The organism is Nocardia sp. NPDC060255 (assembly GCF_042727395.1).
Taxonomy (GTDB): Bacteria; Actinomycetota; Actinomycetes; order Mycobacteriales; family Mycobacteriaceae; genus Nocardia.
Genome location: NZ_JBHXAU010000015.1, coordinates 159,157 through 182,196, shown reverse-complemented (window position 1 = coordinate 182,196; position 23,040 = coordinate 159,157). Strand labels below are relative to the sequence as shown.

Annotated in this window: 18 protein-coding genes; 6 read left to right on the top strand and 12 right to left on the bottom strand. The window is 65.1% G+C overall.

Going from position 1 to position 23,040, the window contains the following annotated elements; translation table 11 throughout:
• Both ACFWF1_RS26485 and ACFWF1_RS26480 read left to right on the top strand, forming a co-directional pair.
• A complete protein-coding gene (locus ACFWF1_RS26485; protein WP_379287789.1) occupies window positions 1-4,344 on the top strand; it encodes an amino acid adenylation domain-containing protein in 4,344 nt (1,447 codons plus the stop codon).
• On the top strand, window positions 4,337-5,740 hold the full coding sequence (locus tag ACFWF1_RS26480; RefSeq protein ID WP_379287787.1) for an FAD-dependent oxidoreductase: 1,404 nt from the start codon (window positions 4,337-4,339) through the stop codon (window positions 5,738-5,740). The genes ACFWF1_RS26485 and ACFWF1_RS26480 overlap by 8 nt, the downstream gene beginning before the upstream one ends.
• Before the next feature lie 3 nt (window positions 5,741-5,743).
• Here ACFWF1_RS26480 and ACFWF1_RS26475 read toward each other — a convergent pair whose 3' ends face one another.
• From ACFWF1_RS26475 to ACFWF1_RS26445, 7 genes are all read right to left on the bottom strand, one after another.
• The gene (locus ACFWF1_RS26475; protein ID WP_379287786.1) at window positions 5,744-6,475 is read right to left on the bottom strand and encodes a response regulator transcription factor; all 732 of its coding nucleotides are present in this window, start codon (window positions 6,473-6,475) and stop codon (window positions 5,744-5,746) included.
• A 97-nt stretch (window positions 6,476-6,572) separates the two neighbouring features.
• A complete protein-coding gene (locus ACFWF1_RS26470) occupies window positions 6,573-8,009 on the bottom strand; it encodes a flavin monoamine oxidase family protein (RefSeq protein WP_379287784.1) in 1,437 nt (478 codons plus the stop codon).
• 580 nt (window positions 8,010-8,589) lie between these two features.
• A complete protein-coding gene (locus tag ACFWF1_RS26465) occupies window positions 8,590-9,495 on the bottom strand; it encodes an ADP-ribosylglycohydrolase family protein (RefSeq protein WP_379287782.1) in 906 nt (301 codons plus the stop codon).
• Window positions 9,496-9,548: 53 nt separating this feature from the next.
• Window positions 9,549-10,022 (bottom strand): hypothetical protein, encoded by a 474-nt coding sequence (locus ACFWF1_RS26460; protein WP_379287781.1) that lies wholly within the window; start codon window positions 10,020-10,022, stop codon window positions 9,549-9,551.
• A gap of 274 nt (window positions 10,023-10,296) precedes the next feature.
• Window positions 10,297-10,848 (bottom strand): GNAT family N-acetyltransferase, encoded by a 552-nt coding sequence (locus ACFWF1_RS26455; protein WP_379287780.1) that lies wholly within the window; start codon window positions 10,846-10,848, stop codon window positions 10,297-10,299.
• Window positions 10,849-11,126: 278 nt separating this feature from the next.
• Window positions 11,127-11,432: a colicin immunity domain-containing protein gene (locus ACFWF1_RS26450; protein WP_379287778.1), complete on the bottom strand. Its 306-nt coding sequence runs from the start codon at window positions 11,430-11,432 to the stop codon at window positions 11,127-11,129.
• Entirely contained in the window at window positions 11,432-11,860 is a 429-nt protein-coding gene (locus ACFWF1_RS26445) for a GDP-mannose 4,6-dehydratase (protein WP_379287777.1), read from the bottom strand. Before ACFWF1_RS26445 ends, ACFWF1_RS26450 begins: the two co-directional genes overlap by 1 nt.
• A 133-nt stretch (window positions 11,861-11,993) precedes the next feature.
• Here ACFWF1_RS26445 and galE point away from each other — a divergent pair, with 133 nt between their 5' ends.
• Entirely contained in the window at window positions 11,994-13,004 is a 1,011-nt protein-coding gene (galE, locus tag ACFWF1_RS26440; protein WP_379287775.1) for a UDP-glucose 4-epimerase GalE, read from the top strand.
• Window positions 13,005-13,245: 241 nt separating this feature from the next.
• On the opposite strand, the gene ACFWF1_RS26435 is transcribed toward galE, so the two are convergent.
• Genes ACFWF1_RS26435 through prpD form a run of 3 tightly spaced genes read right to left on the bottom strand, consistent with a single transcriptional unit; the run spans window position 13,246 to window position 16,786 of the window.
• Window positions 13,246-14,370 carry a bifunctional 2-methylcitrate synthase/citrate synthase gene (locus ACFWF1_RS26435; protein WP_379287773.1) on the bottom strand — a complete coding sequence of 375 codons (1,125 nt, stop codon included), beginning with the start codon at window positions 14,368-14,370 and terminating at the stop codon, window positions 13,246-13,248.
• The gene (prpB, locus tag ACFWF1_RS26430) at window positions 14,370-15,284 is read right to left on the bottom strand and encodes a methylisocitrate lyase (RefSeq protein ID WP_379287771.1); all 915 of its coding nucleotides are present in this window, start codon (window positions 15,282-15,284) and stop codon (window positions 14,370-14,372) included. Before prpB ends, ACFWF1_RS26435 begins: the two co-directional genes overlap by 1 nt.
• The gene (gene prpD, locus ACFWF1_RS26425; RefSeq protein WP_379287769.1) at window positions 15,284-16,786 is read right to left on the bottom strand and encodes a 2-methylcitrate dehydratase PrpD; all 1,503 of its coding nucleotides are present in this window, start codon (window positions 16,784-16,786) and stop codon (window positions 15,284-15,286) included. The genes prpB and prpD overlap by 1 nt, the downstream gene beginning before the upstream one ends.
• A gap of 119 nt (window positions 16,787-16,905) precedes the next feature.
• Here prpD and ACFWF1_RS26420 point away from each other — a divergent pair, with 119 nt between their 5' ends.
• Window positions 16,906-18,333 (top strand): short-chain fatty acyl-CoA regulator family protein, encoded by a 1,428-nt coding sequence (locus ACFWF1_RS26420; RefSeq protein WP_379287768.1) that lies wholly within the window; start codon window positions 16,906-16,908, stop codon window positions 18,331-18,333.
• On the opposite strand, the gene ACFWF1_RS26415 is transcribed toward ACFWF1_RS26420, so the two are convergent.
• Together ACFWF1_RS26415 and ACFWF1_RS26410 are read right to left on the bottom strand one after the other, a co-directional pair.
• A complete protein-coding gene (locus ACFWF1_RS26415) occupies window positions 18,334-19,299 on the bottom strand; it encodes a DUF1152 domain-containing protein (RefSeq protein ID WP_379287767.1) in 966 nt (321 codons plus the stop codon). It lies immediately after the preceding gene.
• Window positions 19,300-19,423: 124 nt separating this feature from the next.
• The gene (locus ACFWF1_RS26410) at window positions 19,424-20,812 is read right to left on the bottom strand and encodes a helix-turn-helix domain-containing protein (protein WP_379287766.1); all 1,389 of its coding nucleotides are present in this window, start codon (window positions 20,810-20,812) and stop codon (window positions 19,424-19,426) included.
• A 185-nt stretch (window positions 20,813-20,997) separates the two neighbouring features.
• Between ACFWF1_RS26410 and ACFWF1_RS26405 the strand changes: the two genes are divergently transcribed.
• The gene (locus ACFWF1_RS26405) at window positions 20,998-21,801 is read left to right on the top strand and encodes a hypothetical protein (protein ID WP_379287765.1); all 804 of its coding nucleotides are present in this window, start codon (window positions 20,998-21,000) and stop codon (window positions 21,799-21,801) included.
• Window positions 21,798-23,018, top strand: coding sequence for an acyl-CoA dehydrogenase family protein (locus tag ACFWF1_RS26400; RefSeq protein WP_379287763.1), 1,221 nt, complete (start codon window positions 21,798-21,800; stop codon window positions 23,016-23,018). The genes ACFWF1_RS26405 and ACFWF1_RS26400 overlap by 4 nt, the downstream gene beginning before the upstream one ends.
• Window positions 23,019-23,040 lie beyond the last annotated feature (22 nt).

Here is a 23,040-nt window from a genome sequence, read left to right as displayed (position 1 = left end):
ATGACAGCTACCGATCAACACACCGCGAACGGCGCGCAGCGCCTGCCCGCGTCGCCGGCTCAACCTGGACTGTGGTTCGACAGCATCTACGGGGCCGATCCCACGGCGTACAACCAGCCACTGGTGTTGCGCCTGGGCACCCGGCTCGATCACGACTGTCTCGTCGAGGCATTGGCTGTGGTTCATCGCGACCATGCCGCGCTGCGAACCACTTTCGAGATGGATGCCGACGGCGACCTGCAACAGGTGGTGCACCGCGACCTGCCACCGAAAGTCGACGTGCGCGACCGGCCCGATGGCGACACCGATGCCTGGGTGGCCGAGCATGTGCGCGAGATCGCCGGCGCCGCTTTCGATCTGCGCGCCGGTCCGCTCGCGCGGGTACGTCACCTCCGGTTCGGCGATGCGGGCAACAGCATGCTGGTGTTCAACATCCACCACACCGTCTTCGACGGCATGTCGTGGAAGCCGTACCTCACTCAGGTGGAGGCCGCCTACACCGCGGTAATGCGCGGTGACGAGCCGCCGCGGGAAGATCGCCGCCAGGCCATCGAGGCCTACGAGCGCTGGACCGAGCTGTCCGCCGACGCCGAGACGCTGCGGTACTGGCGGGACAAGCTGGCCGACGCACCGGCGGCGGCACCGCTCGGGCTGCCCGCCGAGGGCCCTGCGCGACACGTCACCCGGCAGGTGGTGCTCGATGAGCGACTGTCGGCGCGGGTGCGTGAGTTCTGCGCCGCCGAAGGCGTCACCACCAGTATGTTCTTCGTCGCGCTCAGCTTCGTGCTGCTGCACCGGCAGACCGGTCAGGACGACGTGCTGCTCGGTATTCCGATCTCCGTGCGCGGAGCAGGCGACGCCGAGGTGCTGGCACATCTCACCAATACCGTTGTACTGCAGCACCGATTCGATGGTGATTCGATCCGCGACGTGCTGAGTTCGGCGAAACAGGAAGTGCTGGACGCCCTTCGGCATCGGCACGCGCCCCTGGAGGCCGTGCTCGGCGAGCTGCGCGCGGCCGGAGGCAGCCAGGACGGTGCCTTGTTCAACGCGATGGTCACCGTAATGCCCGCCGCCGCGCGCCGTTTGGACCTGCCGGAGTGGGGCGTCGAGACATGGGAGCACGAAACCGGCGGCGCCAAGTACGACTTGGCGATCACTGTGGACGAGACCCCGGACCATTACACGCTGGTCGTCGAGCACGCGACGGCCGCGGCCGACGGCGAGAACTTCACGGAGTACCTGGCGCAGCGCCTGGAGATCCTGCTGGACAGTGTGCTCACCGACCCGGACGCGCAGGTCGATGACCTGGACTGGACGAGCGACGCGGAGCAGCGGGCGATCGCCGAGCTGTGCGCGCGCCGGACCGACGCGCCGGAGCTCGGCACCGAGCTGACCGCTGACCTGTTCGCGGCGACCACTGCGACGGCAAGTGCGGATCCCGCGACTACGGTGGACGGCACGGTAACCACCTACGCCGAATTGGCAAGGCGGGCAGACGCGGTGGCGGCCGTCCTGGTGGCCCGAGGAGTCCGTGATGGGCAGCCGGTCGCCGTGCTGATGCGGTCCGGGCTCGACCTGATCGCGACGGTCGTCGGCATCCTGCGCGCGGGCGGCAGTTACGTCACGCTCGACGCCGATCAACCGTGGGAGCGACTGAACTTCACCCTGAACGACTGTGGCGCAACGATTCTGGTGCGTGTGCCCGAGATCGACCTCACCGATGCTTCGTTGCCCGCGGGACTCGAGGTCATCGATTCGACTGAAATCGCCGATACGGAAGCCACATTCGAGGAGCCGCGGAAGACACCGGAGGACACGGCCTACATCGTGTACACCTCGGGCTCCACCGGCCGCCCCAAGGGGGTCCGGATGCCGGAGATCACCCTCGCCAACCTCGTACACAACCAGGCCCTCTTCACCTCGGATCGCCGGATGCGCACGCTGCAGTACATGCCGCCCGCCTTCGACGTCTTCGCCATCGAGGTCTTCGGAACCCTGTGCAACGGCGGCACTTTGGTGATACCGCCCGCCCAGGCCCGTACCGATTTCGAGGCCTTGGCCGCGCTGCTCGCCGCAGAGCGGGTCGAGCGGGCCTATCTGCCGTACGTGACGCTCCGCGAGCTCGCCGCCGTGCTGCGGTCGTCCACCGTGGAACTGCCGGATCTGCGCGAGGTGTATGTCACCGGCGAGCGACTGGTGATCACCGGCGACGTGCGGGCGATGTTCCGGCGGAATCCGGCCGCCCGGCTGATCAACGCTTACGGGCCGTCCGAGGCCCACCTCTGCAGCTGGGACGAGCTGCCCGCCGATCCCGATACGTGGCCGACCATTCCGTCGATCGGCCGGGTCGTCGCGGGCGTGGACGCCTATGTGCTGGATGCCGATTCGACCGGCGCGGCCCGGCAGGCGCCGTTCGGCGTCGAAGGGGAACTGTGCGTTGCCGGACCGGTCGTTTCGCCCGGATACATCGGGCTGCCGGACAAGACGCGCGAAGCCATGGTCCCCGATCCGTTCGTCGCCGGGCAGCTGATGTACCGCACCGGTGACGTGGTCGTGCTGGCACCGGACGGGCGGCTGCACTACCGCGGCCGCAAGGACGACCAGGTCAAGATCCGCGGTTACCGCGTCGAACCCGGCGAGGTCGAGGCCGCGCTGGAACGCGAATTGACCGTGGACGCGGCGGCCGTGATCGTGGTGTCCGACGGTGGTGACCGCGCGCTGCACGCCTTCGTGCAGAGCGACGCGGAGCCGCCGGCGGATTGGCGCACCCGGCTCGGTGCCGTGCTGCCCGCCTACATGATCCCGCGGCAGGTCACCCGCATCGACACCATCCCGGTGACGCCGAACGGGAAGACCGACCGCCGTGCCTTGGCGGACTTGCCGATCGAGGCCACGCCCCCGGACGCCGTCGCGAATTCCGATGTCGCATGGACGGATTCGGAGGCGACGATGGCCGAGCTGTGGGACGAGGTGCTCGGCCGCCGCCCGGCCACGCCGGAGGACGACTTCTTCGTCCTCGGCGGCCACTCGCTGCTCGCTGCCCGCCTGCACCGGCTGGTCAAGCAGCGCTTCCACACCGACGTCGCGCTGTCGACGCTGCTGAGCACGCCGACCCCGCACGGGATGACGAAGAGCCTCGCCGACCGTTTTGCCGCCGCGGCCCCGGATCTCAGCACGGATGCCCGGCTGCACGACCTGGTCGTGGGGGAGCGGCAGGAACCGGTCAACGGCACGGTATTCCTCACCGGCGCAACAGGATTCCTCGGCAGCCACCTGCTCGACGAACTGCTCCGCACCGGGCGCCGCGTGCACTGCCTGGTCCGCGCCGACAGCCTCGCGGACGGGCGGGACCGCCTGCGCCGGACCTTCCGCAAGTTCGCGCTCGACCCGTCCGGGCTGGACGAGGTGGGCGTCTGCCTCGGCAATCTCGACCAACCGCGGTTCGGCCTCGGCAACGAGTACGACGCGTTGGCGCGCGAGGTGACCGATGTCTATCACGCGGCCGCGCACATCAACTTCGTCGTGCCGTATCACACCGTCAAGCGCACGAACGTCGACGGACTGCGAAACCTGTTGGACTTCTGCGGGATCAACCGCACGCCGTTGCGCCTGATTTCAACGCTCGGCGTCTTCCCGCCGGACTCCACGTCCGGTCGGGTCGGCGAGGACACCGTGCCGGGCGACCCCGCGTCGCTGGGCATCGGTTACTCCCAGAGCAAGTGGGTCGCCGAGCAACTCGCGTTCCGGGCGCGCGAGGCCGGGCTGCCGGTCACCGTGCACCGCGTCGGCCGCATCGCCGGTCACCGCCGCACCGGCGCGTGCAGGCACGACGACTTCTTCTGGTTGCAGATGAAGGGTTTCGCGCTGCTCGGCTGCTACCCCGACGACATCGTCGAGACGCCGGCCATCGACCTGCTGCCGGTGGACTACGTGGCGCGCGCCATCATCCGGCTGTCGGAAGACAAGCGGGACAACGAGAATTGGCATCTGTACCACCCGGACGGACTCGCCTGGCCGACCATCATCGAGACCATTCGCGCGGAGGGCTACGCGACGGACTCGACCAGCGGATCCGAGTGGATGGCCGCGCTGGAACGCGAGACCGCCGAGAACGACGACGAACGACGCGGACTCGGCCCGCTGGTACCGCTCATGCGCGAGGGCGTGATGCGCCTCGGCGCGCATTCCTTCGACAACGAGAAGTCCAGGCGCGCCCTCGCCGACGTCGGCTGCCCCTATCCGCAGGCGGATCCGGGATGGATCCACCGGATGTTCGAGTACTTCCGCGCCGTCGGCGCCATCGCGCAGCCCGCCCAAGGAGGAGAAGAAGAAAATGTCTGAATTAGCGATGCGCTCGGTAGTGATCATCGGCGCCGGGCCGGTCGGCTGCGCGTTGGCCACGCTGCTGCGGCGGCAGGGTTTGGAGGTGGATCTCTTTGAGCGGCAAACAGAGTCGGCGGGAACCGGGTCGGGCCACTCGTTCAATCTGACGCTCACCTCGCGCGGGCTCGACTGCCTGCCGCTGTCGGTCCGGCGCCGCCTGTATCTGCAGGGCTCGGTGCTGGCCAAGCGGATCATCCACCATCGGGACGGCGCGATCTCGACGCAGGCGTACGGGACGATGTACAACCACCACCTGCTGTCCATCCCGCGCGGCATCCTGCAGGACCTGCTGCGCGATCAAGCGCTGCGGGAGGGCGCGCGAATCCACTACGGGCAGCAGTGCATCGATGTGGATACCGCGCGCGCCTCGGCGCTGCTGCAGGATCGGGACGGCTCGTCGACCTGGGTCAGCGGGGATCTGCTCGTCGGCTGCGACGGCGCCAACAGTGCGGTGCGCGACGCCATCGTCGCCGCGCACCCGGCGGACATGCGGATGACGCGCGACACCATCGCGCACGGCTACGCCGAGATCACCATGGACTACGGGGACGCCGACCCGACGGGCATGCACCTGTGGCCGCGCGGCGACCACTTCCTGCAGGCCCAGCCGAACCGGGATCAGACCTTCACCACCAGTCTGTTCAAGCCGACGGCGGGAGATAATGCGCAGCGGCACTTTTCGGGCCTGCCGTCGGCGGCGGCGATCAGCGAGTACTGCGCGACCGAGTTCCCCGATGTCTTCGGGCGGATGGCGGCGGTCGGCAACGAGCTGGCCGGTCGGAGTCCCGGTTACCTGCGGATCATCAATACCGCGCCGTATCACCATCGGCGCGCGGTGCTGGTCGGTGATGCGGCGCACGCGGTGGTCCCGTTCTACGGGCAGGGCATCAACTGCAGTTTCGAGGATGCCGCGACGCTGGCGAGTCTGCTGGAGAAGTTCCAGGCCGCGGTCCGGTCCGAGGGCGGCACCGTCAAGACCGTCGCGGAGGTCGTGGTCGACGAATACAGCGATGTGCGGGTGAAGGCGGGGCACGCGCTCGCGGAACTGTCGATGCAGAACCTCGAGGAGCTTTCCGATCACGTGAACAGTCCGCTGTTCCTGGAGCGCAAGGCGCTGGAACGTCGGCTGCACGAGCTGCGTCCCGACTTGTACACGCCGCTTTACCAATTGGTGGCGTTCACCCACATGCCGTACGACGCGGTGCAGCGGGTGCAGCAGGAGTCGAGCGCGGTGCTGGACTCGCTGTGTGACGGGCGTGACGTTCGAGCCGAACAGGACGCCATCATCAAGGAGTTCGCCGAGTTGTACCGTGGCACAACGCAGCTCACCCCATCGAAGATACAGACGGGGTAGCGGCTAGCCCGCGGCACCGCCGGCGCGGGCCGGTTCGACGGCCTGCGCCGACTTGCCGCGGGTCGCTTCGTCGTTGAAGCGGAACCCGACGCCGTGCACGGTGACGATCCAGTCCGGCGAACCGAGCTTCTTGCGGACGCTGCTGAGGTGAGTGTCGATGGTCCGGCTGGCCAGCGATGTCACCTCGGCGTCCACATCGTCATATCCCCACACCCGTTGCAGCAGCTCGGCCCGGCAGAAGACCTTCTGCGGTTCGGTGGCGAGCAGGCGCAGCAGTTCGAATTCCTTGCGGGTCAGTTCGACCAGCCGGTTGCCGACTCTGACCTCGCGCAGCGCCGAGTCGATCTCGAGTTGGCCGACATTGAGGGCAGGTTGGGACATCATGTGCACGCGGCGCAGCAGACCTCGGAGACGCGCCATGAGCTCACGGCTGTGGTACGGCTTCACGACGCAGTCGTCGCACCCCGCTTCCAGCGCGAGGACCTGGTCTAGTTCGAATGAGGAGAAGCCGATGATCGGGATGTCGCTGGCCCGGCGGATTTCCCTGCACAGGGTGAGTCCGTCGAAATCGGTGAAGTCGAGATCGATGAGTATGACGTCGAAGTCGGGGTAGGACGCCAGAGTTTTGGCTCCCGACGAGGACGGCTCTGGTTCGAAACCGTGCCGTTTGAGGTCGTTGACCGTATCCTCGATCCCCTCACAATCCGACACGATCAGCAAGCGCGGATGAAGCAAAGCGCTCCTCCCTTCTGGTGTAGCGATTCAGTTTTTCTTGCTCGCGAAATGGTGCCGACCGTCCCTGTGGTGCGCATCGGGGCGGTCGGCGAGAATGTCAGAGGGCTGATAGTTCGAGAAGAACTCGAATAGACGACTCCAGTGCGTAGTTCATCGAGCCGCCGTTCGGTTCGAACGCGGTGTGCTCACCTGCGAAATGTATTCGGCCTTCAGGTGTTCGGGTGTGGTCCATGAGCTCGCTGTGGCCCACTTCCGGCAGGACGTAGGCGCCGCCCGCGAATGGTTCGTTGTCCCAGGCCACCGAGGCGCCCACCTCGAAGTTGGCGCGTGCGCCGGGCAGCATCGACTCCACCTCGTTCAACGCGAAAGTCACCCGCTCGTCCTCGCTCATGCTCGCCGCCGCCTGGGCGGGCCAGCCGGTGAGCCAGCATTCGAGGATCTTGCGGGGGCCGGGTTGGCTCGGGGTGGCGTCGCGGATCGTGCAGATCGGGGTGTCCGTGGACAGCATCAGGCGGTTCTCCGGCCAGAACTTCTTGCGCATCTGCAGGTATATGCGCAGGACCGATACGTACCTGAGTTGGCGGATAGCCGAATGCTTTTCGGCCGACAGTCCGGCCATCGACAGGTTGAGTCTGCGCACGCTGCTGAATGGTGCGGTGACAATGACCCGGTCCGCGCGCAACGTCTGCAGCCGGTCGCGGTCGAGGAAGGTGACCTGTGCTTCGTGATCGTCTTGGGTGATGCGGACGACCGGCTTCCGATAGAAGATGCGATCTTTGACCTTGTCCGCCATCGCCTGGGCCAGTCGGTCGGTGCCGCCCTTGACCTTGTACCACTGCGCGTCCGCGGTGGAGAAGGAGCGCGGGCTCGACTCGTAGCGGGCCCAAGCCATCGCCGACGCGGATTCCAGTTCGCCGCCGCGCATTTCGAGGAACAGCGGCTCGATCAGGCTGATCGCCGCGGCGGACGCGCCTTGGTCCTCGAGCACTCGGCGGACCGAGATCTGGTCGAGTTCCAGCAGATTCGGCGTCGGGGTCCAGTCGAGCTCCGCGACCTCGGGGCCGATGTTCTCGTTGAACTTGGTGACGTATCTGGCGAACAGGTCGGTGACGGTGAGGTTTCGCTCGTCCTCGTGCAGACCCAGCGCTTCGGCGTGGTCGGGGATCTGGTCCGGTCGGATCCGGATGCCGTTGCGGTAGTAGCTGAAGTCGGTGTCGACAAGATCGCTCGGTTCGGTCGCCAGGCCCATCTCGCCGAGGTAGTGCATCGTGTAGTGGCAATGCTCGGTCACCGTCATCGCGCCTGCTTCCGCATGCAGGCCGTCGGCGAACGGGTGATGGTAGGTCCAGGTGCGCCCGCCCGGGCGGTCATTCGCTTCCAGAACGGTGACCTTGGTTCCCTGTTTAGTTAATTCGTACGCGGCGCCCAATCCGGCGAGACCGGCGCCGACAATGATTACCGAATCGATGTTGTTCTGCGACGGGAGACCCCCGTCGAACGTATGTCGAACGTCCTCTTGCGTAAGCCCCTGCACTGCTTTCCCTCCGGTGAACTGCGCTTGATTTCCACCGGCTCAACCAGGTATTCTGAACCGAAATCATTGACAAATCATCACGCTGACGGAAATTCTGATCATCATTGATCTTCAACCATTGGTTGAATGAAATTATCGTATCAAGATGCGCGAAGTGCAGCAAACAAGTTTCAGTAGCCAGAATTTAACTCGGCCGAGGGGGTTGACACCTCTCTGGTCTGATGATGTTTGCCTGCGTTGGTGTGACCGTTATCACACTATGGCTTCTGTTTGACTCGTAACTAATCGCAGGCGACTACGGCCGGAGCGGTCTCTATATCTGGGTATTTGCCTGGTCGTACTGGGTTCTGGACGTGACATGTGGAAATCTTGAAAGCGTTTGCCTGAGTGTGTGGCTAATCTGTTGCAACCGTTATCGCGTTATTATCCGACCGGGCAGTCTGGCGTGCGCGGCAGCAGATGCCGAGCGGCTGCGCGGACGGGCTGTAGTGGGTGCTGCCGATCCCGGCTAGTTGTAGAACAGTGTGGTCGTATTTCGAAATATAGTTTCGCGCGCAACTGGCACCGGATATCGTCCGCGTCAATCGGTCGCCCACGACGGCAGCGGCTCGCGGGCGGCCAGCCACCGCTCCGGAATGCCGCGGATATCGCCTCGACGTCCGATTCCCGTGTGCGCCGCCACGATGCCGCCGACTATCGCGGCCGTAGTATCCGCGTCTCCGCCGGCCTCGACGCATGCGGTGATGGCGGACGGGTAGTCATCGAGGAAGGTTGCGGCCGCCCATAAGGTGAACGGAACGGTGTCCTGGGCGCTGACTTCTGCGCCGTTGCCGAGTTCGTATGCTGCCTCCGCTACCGATCGACCGAGTAGCTTTCCGGCTCGACGGATGCCGTCGGCGGTTCGGCCGTCGATCAGATACGGTTCGACCGCCCGCAGTAATTCGCTTGGCGTGCAGCCCTTTCCGCGCGTCGCCGCGGCGTGGGCGGCCGCTGCGGCGATCACCATCGCGCCGGCGATCGCCTCCGGATGTCGATGGGTGACCTCGGCGGACAGTGCGGCCTGCGCGGCCGCTCGGTCCAGATCGTCGGCGAAGCAGGCACCGAGCGGGGCGACTCGCATCGCGGCTCCGTTTCCCCACGATCCGCGGCCGCCGAAGGCAGCGCCTGCGGCCTCGGCCCAGGGACGGCCGTCGCGAATCTCGTGCAGCACAACGACTGTGCCGCCGCCATAGCCGCGATACGGTTCACAGCGATCGGCGAACACAGCCGCGAGTGCGGCCTGGTCGATGTGCCCGCGGCTGCGGATTTTCGCGTAGACCGAGCAGGCCATCTCGGTGTCGTCGGTCCACGGCCATGGGGCGGCCGGCGGTCGCCCGGCCAGCAGATCAGGGACGGACCGGCCGGGCACGAAGAACTGTGCACCCAGCGCATCACCAACGGACAAACCGTCGAGGCTGTCGGAAACGGGATCGGAGACCAGCGGCATAAGTGGGGCAATAGTGCCAAAACGCAAGCAGGTACCGCAACCCGCGCTGTTGATTACACGCTGCGCTGCTCCACGTTGGGCATCATGTGCGAAACGATGCACTGCTCCAGATGAACCAGCCACTCGTAGCCCTGAGCGGTGCCCGCGACCCACGCCGCCGTGGCACCGCTGAGAACGTCGCGCGGGTGCGGGGTTTCGGGTTCGTCGACCGGCACCTCCGGCTCTTCGCGACGGTGTCGCCCGCCGGGCTCGGGTTTGGGCTTGGGCTCAGGGACGACGGTGTCGGTATCCCCGAACGGCCGCTCGCCGCTCGGCGCGTCCGGTAGCGCTTCCGGTCCGCCGACGGGTGGTGGTGCGAAGAACGGGCCACTCGGCTCGCCCACGGTGGTCAGGCCGCGGCCGGCGGTCGGCTCGCTGCGCTCCGAGTTCCGGTCGGCAGTGACCAGCGCAGTGAGCAGCGCGGCCGTCGACACCATCGCCAACCGCATCGGAACGTCGGGCTTTCGTGGTGCGCTGTGCTTACCCATCGGCTACTTTCCGTCGAATACCGTCGGGTCTGAGAGTTTAAGTCGCCCGCCCAATTCCGGCCACAAGGATTAGCGCACCTTCACGAACATTAAGCGACACTTACACTTTGCATGCTGAAGGGTTACTTCGGTAACGCGGCAATGCCATTCACTAAAACATATCTGGTGTTTCTCCGTCGACGGCAGCATTTCGCGATCTCGCGACCCCCCGGGAGCGCGGATGTAGACCTGACCGTCGCGAATCCCATTGCCGCAGAATGAACTCCAGTCGGGTTCAGGGCAGTTGTTTCACCATCTCATCCATCACCGGCAAGTCGGCAAACGGTTGGACTCGCCCGATCACCTGCCAACCCCACTTTTCATAGAGTGATCTGGCCGAGTTGCCGACTCGCACGAGTAGGTATGCGAGCCGTTCGGGACGTTGGGACAGCGACGCGTGGTGGATCATCCGTGCGTAGCCCTGACCCTTATGGTCTGGATGGACGGAGAACTCGCGGAAGATGTAGACCGGCGCATCCGCGGCTTCGGCAGCGAGCTCAGGAAAGACATGCATCGCCTTGGCTCTAACCTCCCGTGGTCGCGGGTACGGCGTGCCGAACGCGTAGCCGACCATCCGGTCATCCCGCAGGCAGGCGACCAACTCGAAACCGGGGACCGGCGCGTACAACTGCTCGATCCGTTCCCAAAACTTCCCCGGGCTGTACCAAGGGTTACCCAGTTGCGAGCGATGCGCGGCGATATAGATCGCCTTGATCTCATCACCCCATCGAAGCGCTTCCGCTGCGTCGTACCGAACAACTTTCAGCCCAGCCTCATCGATGTTCAAGCCTCGATCACCTTCCGCACAGGCGCGACCCGACTCCAATCAACGGCCTCCCACTCGAGCAACCGGTGAACATAGTTGGCGCCGATGAAGCCAGCGGCACCTGTGACAAGGTAGACGGCCATGGGAACCGAGCTTAGCCAACGGACGCAGTTACCACCCGCTAGCTGACTGTGCACGATTCGTCTTTCATGTCAACGCAATCGGGGATCGGCGCGCGCAACCTCTCGAGCTTCAGTCAAGGATTCGGACACTGAACATAACCTATTTTTCGGTTTCGGTTACTCGGAGTTGTCGGCCCCGAACAGGCGGTCGTAGGTTGCGGTAGCGCGTTGACGTAGTTGTTCATCGTCCAGTCCACCGGCTTCGGACCGTAGCTGCGGGTCAGAAACATAGTCATCGACATCAGCGAACAGTGAATCCAGGAGGTTGAAATCGTCAGTTCGGAGATGGGTCTCCTCTGATTTGAAAGCTAAGAGATATTCCGATTCGAACCTCGGTGCGGTTATATCACCTGAGATGAATCTGCGGATAATATCTTCATATTTGGTGAGCCTTCGAGATTCGATATCATTTTGATTCGCCATTATCCGCCACCCAGCTTTCCTCGCTGCACCGGCACCAACCGACTGTACTCCGCCATCACCTGCGCACCTAAAGCATTGCTGCGCATGAACGCCGACGGCCCGACGATCGCCCGATCGTTGTGCGACTCCGCCGCAAAGTTGACCACATAGTCCGGCCGATGCGCTCGATAGAGGGCCTCCATGACCTGCAAATCGGCAATGTCGGCCTGCTCGAACACAATCCGATCGATCACAGCATCCAGATTCGCCACATTCCCGGCAAACCCGATGTAGTCGACCGCGATCACATGCGCATCCGGCTCCCACTCGAGCAACCGATGAACGTAGTTGGCACCGATGAAACCGGCGGCACCGGTGACGAGGTAGACGGCCATGGGAACCGAGCCTAGCCAACCGTCAAAGTTCAGCCCAACGGACCAGACGCGCACTCAGTAGCTGACTGCGATAACCATGACGCGATCGGTGACGCCTGCTGTGACGGTGCGGGCCGGTCACGGATCGGGGTTATAGTCGCCGCCGCCATGGTTTGAACAGCACTGCAACCAAGGAGGACTCGCCCCTGTGAAGCTGCTCGTTACCGGCGGCGCCGGATACATCGGCTCAGTCGTCGCCCACCAGCTCGTCGAGGCCGGACACGAGGTCGAGATTCTCGACAACCTCTCCACGGGCTTCGCGTTCAACCTGCCTACCGCCGCGCGGTTCCACGAGATGTCGGTGCACCAAGTCGCTGACATCCTCACCGCCGATGCCGGATTCGACGGAGTGCTGCACTTCGCGGCCAGCATCGAAGTCGCCGAATCAGTACGCAACCCAGAAAAGTACTGGCACAACAACATCGAAGGCTCCCTCACCTTGCTCCGCGCGATTCGAACGGCCGGCGTGCCACGGCTGATCTTCTCCTCGACTGGCTCGATGTACACCGGCGACGGCACGACGGCGTTCGATGAGACCGCCGAGGTCCGACCCAAAAACCCTTACGCCGCAACCAAAGCCACCGTCGATCAACTCATCGCAGGCGAATGCGGAGCCTCGGACATCCTCGGAGCGGCAACCCTGCGCTATTTCAATGCTTCCGGAGCCGTCCACACCACCGACGGCGCGCACCTGGGCGAACGTCATGACCCGGAATCACACCTCATCCCGATCCTGCTCCAAGCCGCCGGTGGGCAACGAGATGCCTTCACTCTCTTCGGCACCGACTACCCGACGCCGGACGGCACCTGCATCCGCGACTACGTTCACGTATCGGATCTCGCCGCGGCGCACCTGCTCGCACTCGACGCCGTCGAGCCCGGCCGCCACGACATCTTCAATCTTGGTAACGGGCAAGGACATTCGAACCGGCAAGTGCTCGACACCGTCCGGTCCGTCACCGGAGCCGACTTCCCCGTACATGTCGAAGGACGTCGACCCGGTGACCCGGCGGTATGTATCGCATCCAGCGAGAAAGCACACCGCGAACTCGGCTGGAAACCCCAACGTTCCGACTTGGCCGACATCGTCGCCGACGCGTGGCAGTTTCACCAGACCATGGTCGACGCCTCACCGGCCGAGGCCCACACCCAACAGTGAGAGGTCTCGCGAGTGGACGTGTCGTGATTGTCGAAGGCATCCGCGACGCGCCCCGGTACGGGCTGATGCTGCAACGACTGGTCGTGGATCGGCTACGGCCGGGTGCCGGCGCGCGGACGAGACTGGCGCTCGGCCAGATGATCACGCCAGAACCCGACCCCGCGCACGATTCGGCCCGCCGCGCACGAAACTGCCAGCAATTCCGTGCGCAGCCACACAATTCACGCGCGGCGACAAACCGTCAGGCGACGATGGAGCGTTGGGGGACGCCGATGTATTCGCTTAGGGGGCGGATTAGGGCGTTGGATTCGGATTGTTCGATTATGTGGGCGGTCCAGCCGGTGATTCGGCTCATGACGAAGATGGGGGTGAAGACTTCTATGTCGAAGCCTAGGAGGTAGTAGGCGGGGCCGGTGGGGAAGTCGAGGTTGGGTTTGATGGTGGTGGCGTCGTTCATGGTTCGTTCGAGGATTTCGTACATTCGGACCCATTTGTGGCCGCCGGTGGCGTCGGCGATGTCGATGAAGGCGTTCTTCATTGTTGGTACTCGGGAGTCACCGTTCTTGTAGACGCGGTGGCCGAAGCCCATCACCTTTTCCTTCTTGGCGAGCTTGTTGCGCAGCCACTCCTCGGCCAGGGCGGGGTCGTTGATCTCGATCATGTCGTGCATGACCGCCTCGTTGGCGCCGCCGTGCAGCGGGCCTTTGAGGGCGCCGATGGCGGCGGTGACCGCGCTGTAGATGTCGGACATGGTCGAGGTGACGACGCGGGCGGCGAAGGTCGAGGCGTTGAAACTGTGCTCGGCGTAGAGGATCAGGGATACCTCGAAGGCTTTCACCAGTTCGCGGGACGGGATCTTGCCGAAGCACATGTTCAGGAAGTTCTCGGCGAAGCCGAGGTGCGAGTGCGGGGCGATCGGGTCCTGGCCGTGGCGGCGGCGGTGGTCGGCGGCGACGATGGTCGGCAGCACCGCCATCATCCGTAAAGCCTTGGCGCGGTTGGCGGCCGGGCTGTTGTCCTCCTCGGCGGGGTCTTCGGCACCGAGGTAGCTGATGGCTGTGCGCACGACATCCATCGGATGGCAGTTGTCGGGCATCTTCGTCACCAGCGACAGCAGCGATCGATCGGCGCGGCGCGCGGCCCGCTCCTGCTGGCAGAACCGTTCCAGCTGAGCGTCATTGGGCAACTCGCTGTGCCAGAGCAGATAGGCGACCTGCTCGAAACTGCAGTGCTCGGCCAGATCCTGCACGGCATAGCCGCGGTAGGTCAGCGAGTTGGTTTCCGGAACCACCTTGGACACCGCGGTGGTGTCCACAACAACCCCCGCGAGCCCTTTGTAGATAGTAGGTATAGCAGTCTCGGTCATCACTGGTCTCTTCCCAGGCTGAAATTGAAGACATCGGAATCGAATTCGTTGTAGCGCTCGTACTGCAGCAGTTCGTACAGCCTGCTGCGCGGCTGCATCCGATCAATCAGACCGGCCTGGGTCCCCTCGGCGAAAATCTCGCGCAGACCGTTCTCGGCGGCCCACATCGCCAGGCGCAGTGTGGAAACCGGGTAGATGACCGCGTTGTACCCGACCGACTCCAACGTCTTGGCCGACAGCAGCTCGGACTTGCCGAACTCGGTCATGTTCGCCAGCAACGGAATCGAGACGGCAGCCCGGAACTTCGCGAAATCCTTCGCGCCGACCAGGGCTTCGGTGAAGATCAGATCCGCTCCGGCATCGGCATACGCCTTGGCGCGTTCGATGGCGGCGTCGATCCCTTCGATCCCGGCCGCGTCGGTGCGCGCGCAGATCACGAAATTGGGGTCTCGCCTTGCGGTTACGGCCGCGCGCAGCCTGCGCACCATCTCCGCGGTCGGCACCACGGCCTTGCCGTCGAGATGCCCGCAGCGCTTCGGATTGACCTGGTCCTCGAAGTGACAACCCGCGATCCCGGCGTCCTCCAGGACGGTCACGGTGCGCGCGGCGCTCATCGGCTCGCCGAACCCGGTGTCGGCGTCGATGAGCGTCGGCAATTCGGTGACCCGCGCGATCTGCTGCCCCCGCTCAGAAACCTCGGTGAGCGTGGTGAGCCCGATATCGGGCAGCGCGAGATCGGCCGAAACCACCGCGCCGGAGACATACACACCCTCGAACCCGATCTCCTGAATCAGCTTGGCCACCAACGGATTGAACGCACCGGGGAACCGCTGAATCGAACCCGAAGCCAAACCCGCGCGGAACGCCACGCGCTTGTCGGCGGCTGAAGTCTCCGCAGCGATCAGGCCCGGCATCAGAACAACCCCTTCGGCAGCTGCGGTGCCCGTGCGAGGACCTCATCGGAAACGGTGAACGAAAGCTGGGACAGCTCAGCGGCACTCAGCTCGGCGGTGCGCTGTGCGACGTCGAGGAAGCGATCCTGCTCGGCCGGTGCGACGACGCCTTCGGCCAGGGTGCGGAACTTCGCAATGTACTGCTCGCGGGCGAACGGACGCGCTCCGAGCGGATGCGCGTCGGCGATCGCGAGCTCGTCGACGATCACCTCACCACTCTTCAGCGTGACCTCGGCCCGTGCGCCGAACGCTTTCTCGGCGGGATCGGTGGAGTGGTAGCGCCGGGTCCACTCGGGATCCTCGGCGGTGGAGATCTTGCGCCACAGCTCGACGGTGTCGGATCGCTGCGCGCGCTCGGGCGCGTAAGACCGTTCGTGGTGCCAAGTTCCGTCCTGCAGCGCAACCGCGAAGATGTACATCACCGAGTGGTCCAGGGTCTCGCGCGAGGCCGTCGGATCGAACTTCTGCGGGTCGCCGGAGCCGGTGCCGATGACGACGTGGGTGTGATGGCTGGTGTACAGCACGATCGAGGCGATCTGGTCGAGATCGCCGATCTGGTCGCGCATCCGGCGGGCCAGGTCGATCGGCGCCTGGCTCTGGTACTCCGCGGAATGTTCCTTGGTGTGGGAGTCCAGGATGGCCCGCTTGGGCTCGCCGGGGCCGGGCAGCGGGACCGAGTATTCCTTGTCCGGACCGCCGAGCAGCCAGGCGATCACCCCGTCCTCGCCCTCCCAGATCGGCGACGGCGCACCCTCGCCGCGCAGCGCCCGATCGACCGCCTCGACGGCCATCTTGCCCGCGAACGCCGGCGCGTAGGCCTTCCAACTGGAGATCTCGCCCTTGCGGGACTGCCTGGTCGCGGTCGTGGTGTGCAGTGCCTGGCCGACGGCCTGGTAGATGGTCTCGGCGTCGAGGCCGAGCAACGTACCAATGCCCGCGGCGGCAGCGGGGCCGAGGTGGGCGACGTGGTCGATCTTGTGCTCGTGCAGGCAGATCGCGCGCACCAGATCGATCTGGATCTCGTAGCCGGTGGCCAGGCCGCGGATCAGGTCCCGGCCGGTGCGCCCGGCGTGCTGCGCGACGGCCAGGATCGGCGGGATGTTGTCGCCGGGGTGGGAGTATTCGGCGGCCAGGAAGGTGTCGTGGAAATCGAGTTCACGCACCGCGACGCCGTTGGCCCAGGCGGCCCACTCGGGGGAGTAGCTGCCGCCGACACCGAATACGGCCGCGCCCGGTTGGTAGGGGTGCGCCTGCGCTTGGGCGCGGGCATTGGCGACCGGGCGCCGGGTGAGCGAGGCCGCCGCGACCGAGGCGTTGTCGATGATCCGGTTGATGATCATCTCCGCCGTTTCCGGCGCCACCTCGACCGCGTCGGTGGCGACCTCGGCGATGCGCCACGCGAGGTGTTCTTCGCGCGGGAAGTGCTCGGCGGACCGGTGGGTGCGAACGAGATGATTCTTCATATTTCGCACGCTACACACTGCGGTTCGCTGCGGAAACACCTCGCAAATGCCTATATTTGTGGAAGACGACCGGTGAATTTGTGAAAGTTGTGTAAGACGACGGTGCTAGATTTCGAGTTATGCAGAAGATGTATGCGGGCGGCCGAATGCGCGCGCTGCGTGAGCAGCGGGGGCTGACCCAGACCGGGATGGCCAGCACGCTCGGGCTGTCGGTCAGTTACATCAATCAGCTGGAAAACGACCAGCGGCCGTTGACCGTGCCGGTGCTGCTGCGACTCAACTCGACCTTCGATCTGGACATGCAGTTCTTCGCCGCCGACACCGACGCGCGGCTGCTCGCCGATCTGCAGGAGGTCTTCGCCGAGGATCCCGACGGGGCGACCATCACGACCACCGAGATCGATGAACTTGTTTCCCGCATCCCCGCCGCGGCGCGGGTGCTGGTCGGCATGCACCGCCGGTTGCGCGGTGCCACCGAACAGCTCGAACGTGTCTCCGCCGGTATCGACCCGCATGCGCACGAAGCGGGCACCGGCATGCCGTATGAGGATGTGCGCGATTTCTTCTACGACCATCGCAACCACATCCCGGATCTGGATGCCGCCGCAGAGGAACTGTTCACCCGTCGCGGATTCACGCTCGGTGGCTTGGATCTGCAGTTGACCCGGTTGCTGCGGGAGGAACACGACATCGCGGTCGCGATCCGCACCGATGATCCCGATCAACCCGGCCCGAAACGCACTTTCGACCCCGCCACCCGAATTCTCACCCTCGCGCGCAGACTCTCGGCCGGGCAACGCGCATTCCAGCTCGCGACCCAACTGGCGTTCCTCACCCAGGCCGACACCATCGACGCGATCATCGCGCGGGCCGATTCGCTGGCCGCGCAATCGCGCGGCCTGCTGCGGGTCGGGCTGGCCAACTACTTCGCCGGCGCATTGATCCTGCCCTACACCGCGTTTCACGATGCCGCCGAGGCGCTGCGCTACGACATCGACCTGCTGTCGACGAAATTCGAGGTCGGTTTCGAAACCGTCAGCCACCGGTTGTCCACCCTGCAACGGCCCGGCCGACGCGGTGTGCCGTTCTTGTTCGTCCGCACCGACCGGGCAGGAAATATCTCGAAACGCCAGTCCGCCACCGCCTTTCACTTCTCCCGCGTCGGCGGCAGCTGCCCGCTGTGGGTGGTGCACGAGGCGTTCGCGACACCGGGCCGCATCCGAACCCAGATCGCTCAGATGCCCGACGGCCGCCGCTACCTGTGGCTGGCCCGCACCACCGACGAAAGCACCCCCGGCTACCTCTCACCCAAACGCGACTTCGCCATCGGCCTCGGCTGCGACCTCAGCTACGCGCACAAACTCGTTTACTCCCACGGACTTCCGATCGATGACCCCGGCACCGCCATCCCGATCGGCCCAGGCTGCAAAGTATGTGAACGCCCCGCCTGCGCCCAACGAGCCTTCCCGCAACTCGGCCGCCCCATCCGCGTGGACGAAAACAACGCACTCAACATCCCGTACACGCCGGGCGATCAACGCGGTTGATCAGTGTGGGATGACGCTGTGCGGGCGCGGTTTTGGGCGGTCTGCCAGGTGCGCTTCGATGACTCGGACCACCTCGTAAGCATCGTCGGTCGGCTCGAGCAGCGGTAGGTATTCGACTGTGCGGGCGAGGGCGGGAAGGTCGACCGACAGGTACATCGCCATCAGTGGGTTCACGAACAACTCTGTGCCGTAGGTGCGGTCGGTGGCGTGGATATCGCCGAACTCGCCGCGCAACGCATCCGCGATCTGAGAGTGAACGATGCTGGGACGCAACGGAGTTTCGGCCAGGCAGTGGCTGACAGCGGCGAGATACGCCGCTGCTTCTCGGCTGTCGGGCGGGATGGAGAACGCGCCGAGGAATGCGTTCTGGCGTTGCAGCGCAGCAAGATTCTCCAGTACGTGGGCATGACAGACACCGTGGTAAGCGTCGATACCGAACCCGACCGACACCACGACGCGGGTGATGTCGTCCAGACCCGCCACGGCCGCGAGGCTGGTCATGTCCTCGTGCGGCGTACCAAGTTCGGCTTCATCGCCGCGGAGCAGAATATCGGTGCCACCGTCGACGAGCACCAACGCGTCCGCGTCAAGATGATCGATGAGCGCGCGATAGGCAGCCCGCAAGGGTCGAACACCGGACTTGGGGAAGGCGTACACAATTGGTTCGCGACCGGCACTCGCCAACCAGCGGGCCAGAGTGCGTTCCGGGAAGTAGTCATCGTTGCCGTCGGTCTCAGGGTGCACAGCGGCCACTCCCGGCGCGAGCCAATCGTCGAGCGGGGTTCTGCCCAGGTCGCTGAACGACAGGTTCGCCAAGTGCACCGTCTTGCCGAGCCCTTCCAGCGCAATGGCGAGCGGGATGCCACCATACACGTCGAATCCCCCGCCCGCCCCGGCTATCAACACCTTGGCGGCATCCCGCAGACGAGTGAACAGCGGCGGTTCGACCAAGCGAAACGAAGACACCCAGCCATGATGGCCGCGGCGACAACATCGTGCCAGGAGCGTTGGCCTACCCTTCGGTCCGCACCGGGTGGTCGTAGCAGAGCGGCAGGGTGGGTGGAGCCCGGGAGGATCTCCTGCACCTGGGTCAATGATTACTTGTCGGGACAGAGGTGGCGCCGGTGCGCTTGGCGAAGGCTTGTAGACCAGGCATCGCTCGTGCGGCCGGATTGCGGAGCAGGCTGGTGGTGATCTGTTGTATCGGCTTGCGGTAGCGGACTTCGTCAGGTGCGGCGTGTTCGGCGGCCAGCAGCGCTCGGTAGCAGTCTTCGGGTTTGCCCCACTGATGGAACGCGCGAGCAACGTCGGACCAGTAGCGTGCTTGGCTTTCCGGTTTCGGGATGTCCGCGGGGTTGATTCGCTTCGCTGCTTCGATGGCGGTTCCGGAGTCGCCAAGGACTCTGGCCATGCTGATCCGGTACAAATCGACTGACATCGGGCCGAAAGAGGTGGGCGATGTGCCTTGGGTGCCATCCAGCCTGGTCGCGGTGTCGATGGCCTCGCCAATCAGTGATTGTGCGGTGTGACGATCGCCGTCGACGGCGGCGGTGTAGGCGGCGGTGGACAGCAAGAAGCCGTACGCCGTGAGGTACGGGACGCCGCGAGCTAGGTGGGGCTGGAGCGCGGTGGCGGTGTTGATGATGAGCTGGTGGGCGGTGGTTGAGTGTCCTGCACGGCGGAGCACGATGGCCCAGACGCGCCGGGCTGCTGCTTGGGCGAGTATGTCGTCGCTGGCGTATGCGGTGTGCACGGCGCGGTCGGCGGTGGTCCAGGCCAGTTGATCGTGGCTGAGTTTGACCATCAGTCTCGAGGCGAGGGAGTAAGCCTGGCTGAGTAGGACATTGGACGCCGCGATGCTGTCCCCATTGGCCTCTTCGAGGGTTGCGAAAGTGGTGGTCAGTAGGCCCGGCAGCCGGGTGGCGACCTCGGTGTAGCGGCCGAGGTCGAATGCGGCGCGGGCGGTGTGCAGCTCTTGCGCCAGGCGAGGCAGGTCGATCGGAATGCCATCAGCTGGTGGGAGCAGTAGTACTTGTTCGAGTTGTCCAAGCGGCAGTGCGGTGGCCATGGGGAGTTCGGGTGCGCCGAGAGCAGCTGCACCCGCGAGACTGGTCAGCCCGGTCAGTAGCGTGCGACGCCGCATAGGATCGGTCTCCTCGTCCGACGCTGGGTTGACGCCGACCATAGCTGCCTGGTGGCCCATGTGCACTGGCAGTGTGATCGTGTCGGACAATCCGAGTAGCTGCGCAGGGATACCGAGTGCGTCGGCAAGACTGCGCAGGACTCGAACGTCGCTGAGTTGCTGTTTGCCTCGTTCCAAGCGCGACAACGTCGAGACCGAGTAGTTGCAGAGTTCGGCGAGGTCGGCGAGGGTGAGGTTGTTGGCTCGCCGGACGGCACGGACAATCGCGCCGCACTCGCCGGTGCCGATCGCGGCGCGGACGGCGGCGGTGTCCCAGATCGTGTCGGTCCGGTCCATGCCTGCGTTCCTATTCAGGCCGGGCTATCGATCCTACGGCCCGAACAACGCTGGTACCGGCTGATTTGCATTGTCTGCAAACGGGATGTCATGTCCGGCAAAGTCTCTGGTTTACGCGGATAGGTTCCCGTGTCCTGGAGAGGCTGCGACAACTCAACCGTCCCTGCCGCAGTGGAGGCACAGCGATGACTACATCCATGACACCCTCAGCGACGAATTCTGTTCTCCCGCGCGAGATGACCGCGATCGAACTCGATCGTGCCGGGCTACTCCAGATCGACGGGAACGCGCAGATCAGCAGGTTTGCGGTCTTCATGCCGGTCGATGAGCTAGGTACGGTGCGGCCGGTTGTGGTCGGCCGCGGCGCGGTGATCGGTGCGTTCGCGATCGTTCACGGCGGCAGCACACTGGCCGAGCACGCTCGGGTAGAGGAGCATGCCGTCGTGGGTAAACCTGAGCTCGGATACGCGGTCGGGCGAACCTATTCCGGGGCCGGCGACTGCACGGTGATCGGTGTCGGAAGCGTCATTCGGTCGGGGGCGGTGGTGTACGCCGATGTCCGTGTCGGGGTCCAGACCGTGGTCGGGCATCACACGCTGCTACGCACCGGCGTGCAGGTGGGCGCACAGACCCAGCTCGGCCATCATCTGGTCGTCGAACGTGACACCCGCATCGGCGACGACGTGCGCTGCTCGCCAGGTTCACACATCACCAGCTCTTCGGTGCTGGCCGACCGTGTATTCCTGGGTGCCGGGGTCCGCACGATCAACGACAAGACCTTGACCTGGCGACACCCGGACCGCGAACCACAGCTGGTAGCACCGCAATTCGGTACCGCCGCCAGAGTCGGCAGTGGTTCGGTCATCATGGCCGCAGTCCGGATCGGCGACTATGCGCTTGTCGGAGCTGGTTCGCTGGTCACTCACGACATTCCTCCCGGTGCCATGGCATATGGTCACCCGGCACGAGTGCAGGGTCGGGCCCGATGAACACCACGACGCCCACCACGGCGATCAGTACCTGGCTGCAACCACTGCGGGCGGTGCTCGACCCCGCCGATCGGATCGACTGGGAACGCCTCGCGTTATTAGAGGCCGAGTTGGACGACGTCCTCGGTTCCTTCCCGATCGGCCCGCAGCTGCCTGCTGGCCCGCTACGCAGCGATCGGTTGCGCAGCATTCGAGTCGAGTTGGCTGCCCGCGGTCAACTCGACACCGATAGGCACCCAGCGCTTTTCGCGTTGCTGGCACAGTTTGCGTGCGGCTACCGAGATATCGATCTCCGCGACGCTACCGGTCTCGGGCACGGTGCCCTGATCGCACGCCACGGCAGTCCGGCAACGCGGCAACGATGGATACCCCGGCTGCGCACCGGCGAACTCGCCGGAATTGCCATGACCGAACCGCACGGCGGTTCCCGACCAGCAGCCGCACGAACGTGTGCCGTCACCACACGCGACGGCACCTGGTTGATCTCCGGCCGCAAGACCTGGATCAGCCGCCTTACCGAGGCCTCGGTATTCGTGGTGTTCTTCCGCGCCCCGGATGGAAGACTCGCTGCAGCCACTGTGGATGCCGCCGAGCCCGGACTGCATCGTCAACCCATTCAGCCAACCGGCCTCGCTGGCTGGTCCTGGGGAATCCTCGACCTCGACTGCGTACCGGTTCGCTCCGACGATATCCTACATGGAGACGCGATGGCATTGCTACGCAAGCACTTCGCGGGCTACCGGCCGCTGGTGGCGGCCACAGCCTTGGGGGGTGCGGCGGCGGTGTTCGACGAGGTAGTCGCGAACCTAGCGAATCGCTACATCTCCGGGGAGGTGGCGCGGCTATGGGACTCGGCGTTGGTCACGGTCGGGCGCGCACACGCTCGGCTCGTCACCGCGCTCCTGGGTACCGTCCTCGCTGACCGCAAGGCAGAGGTCGGACACGAGCACGCCGAGCGCTGGAGCGCGGTCATGAAGGCGCACGGAATCGACACGGCCAACCAGACCACCTCTGAGCTGACGTTGCTGCTCGGCGCGCGGGGCTTCCAGTCTGATAGCCACGTGGCCAAGGTGCGCCGGGACCTCAATGGGCTGCTGTACGCCGATGGCATCCACGACAGCCTCTATCGGGCCGCTGGCAAGCAGCACACCACGCACTCGAATACAGCGACGGAAACTGGGTCTCGATCACTCGCGGCGTTGTCTGCATCGGCGTAACCGGTCGGCCGCGGGGACGGCG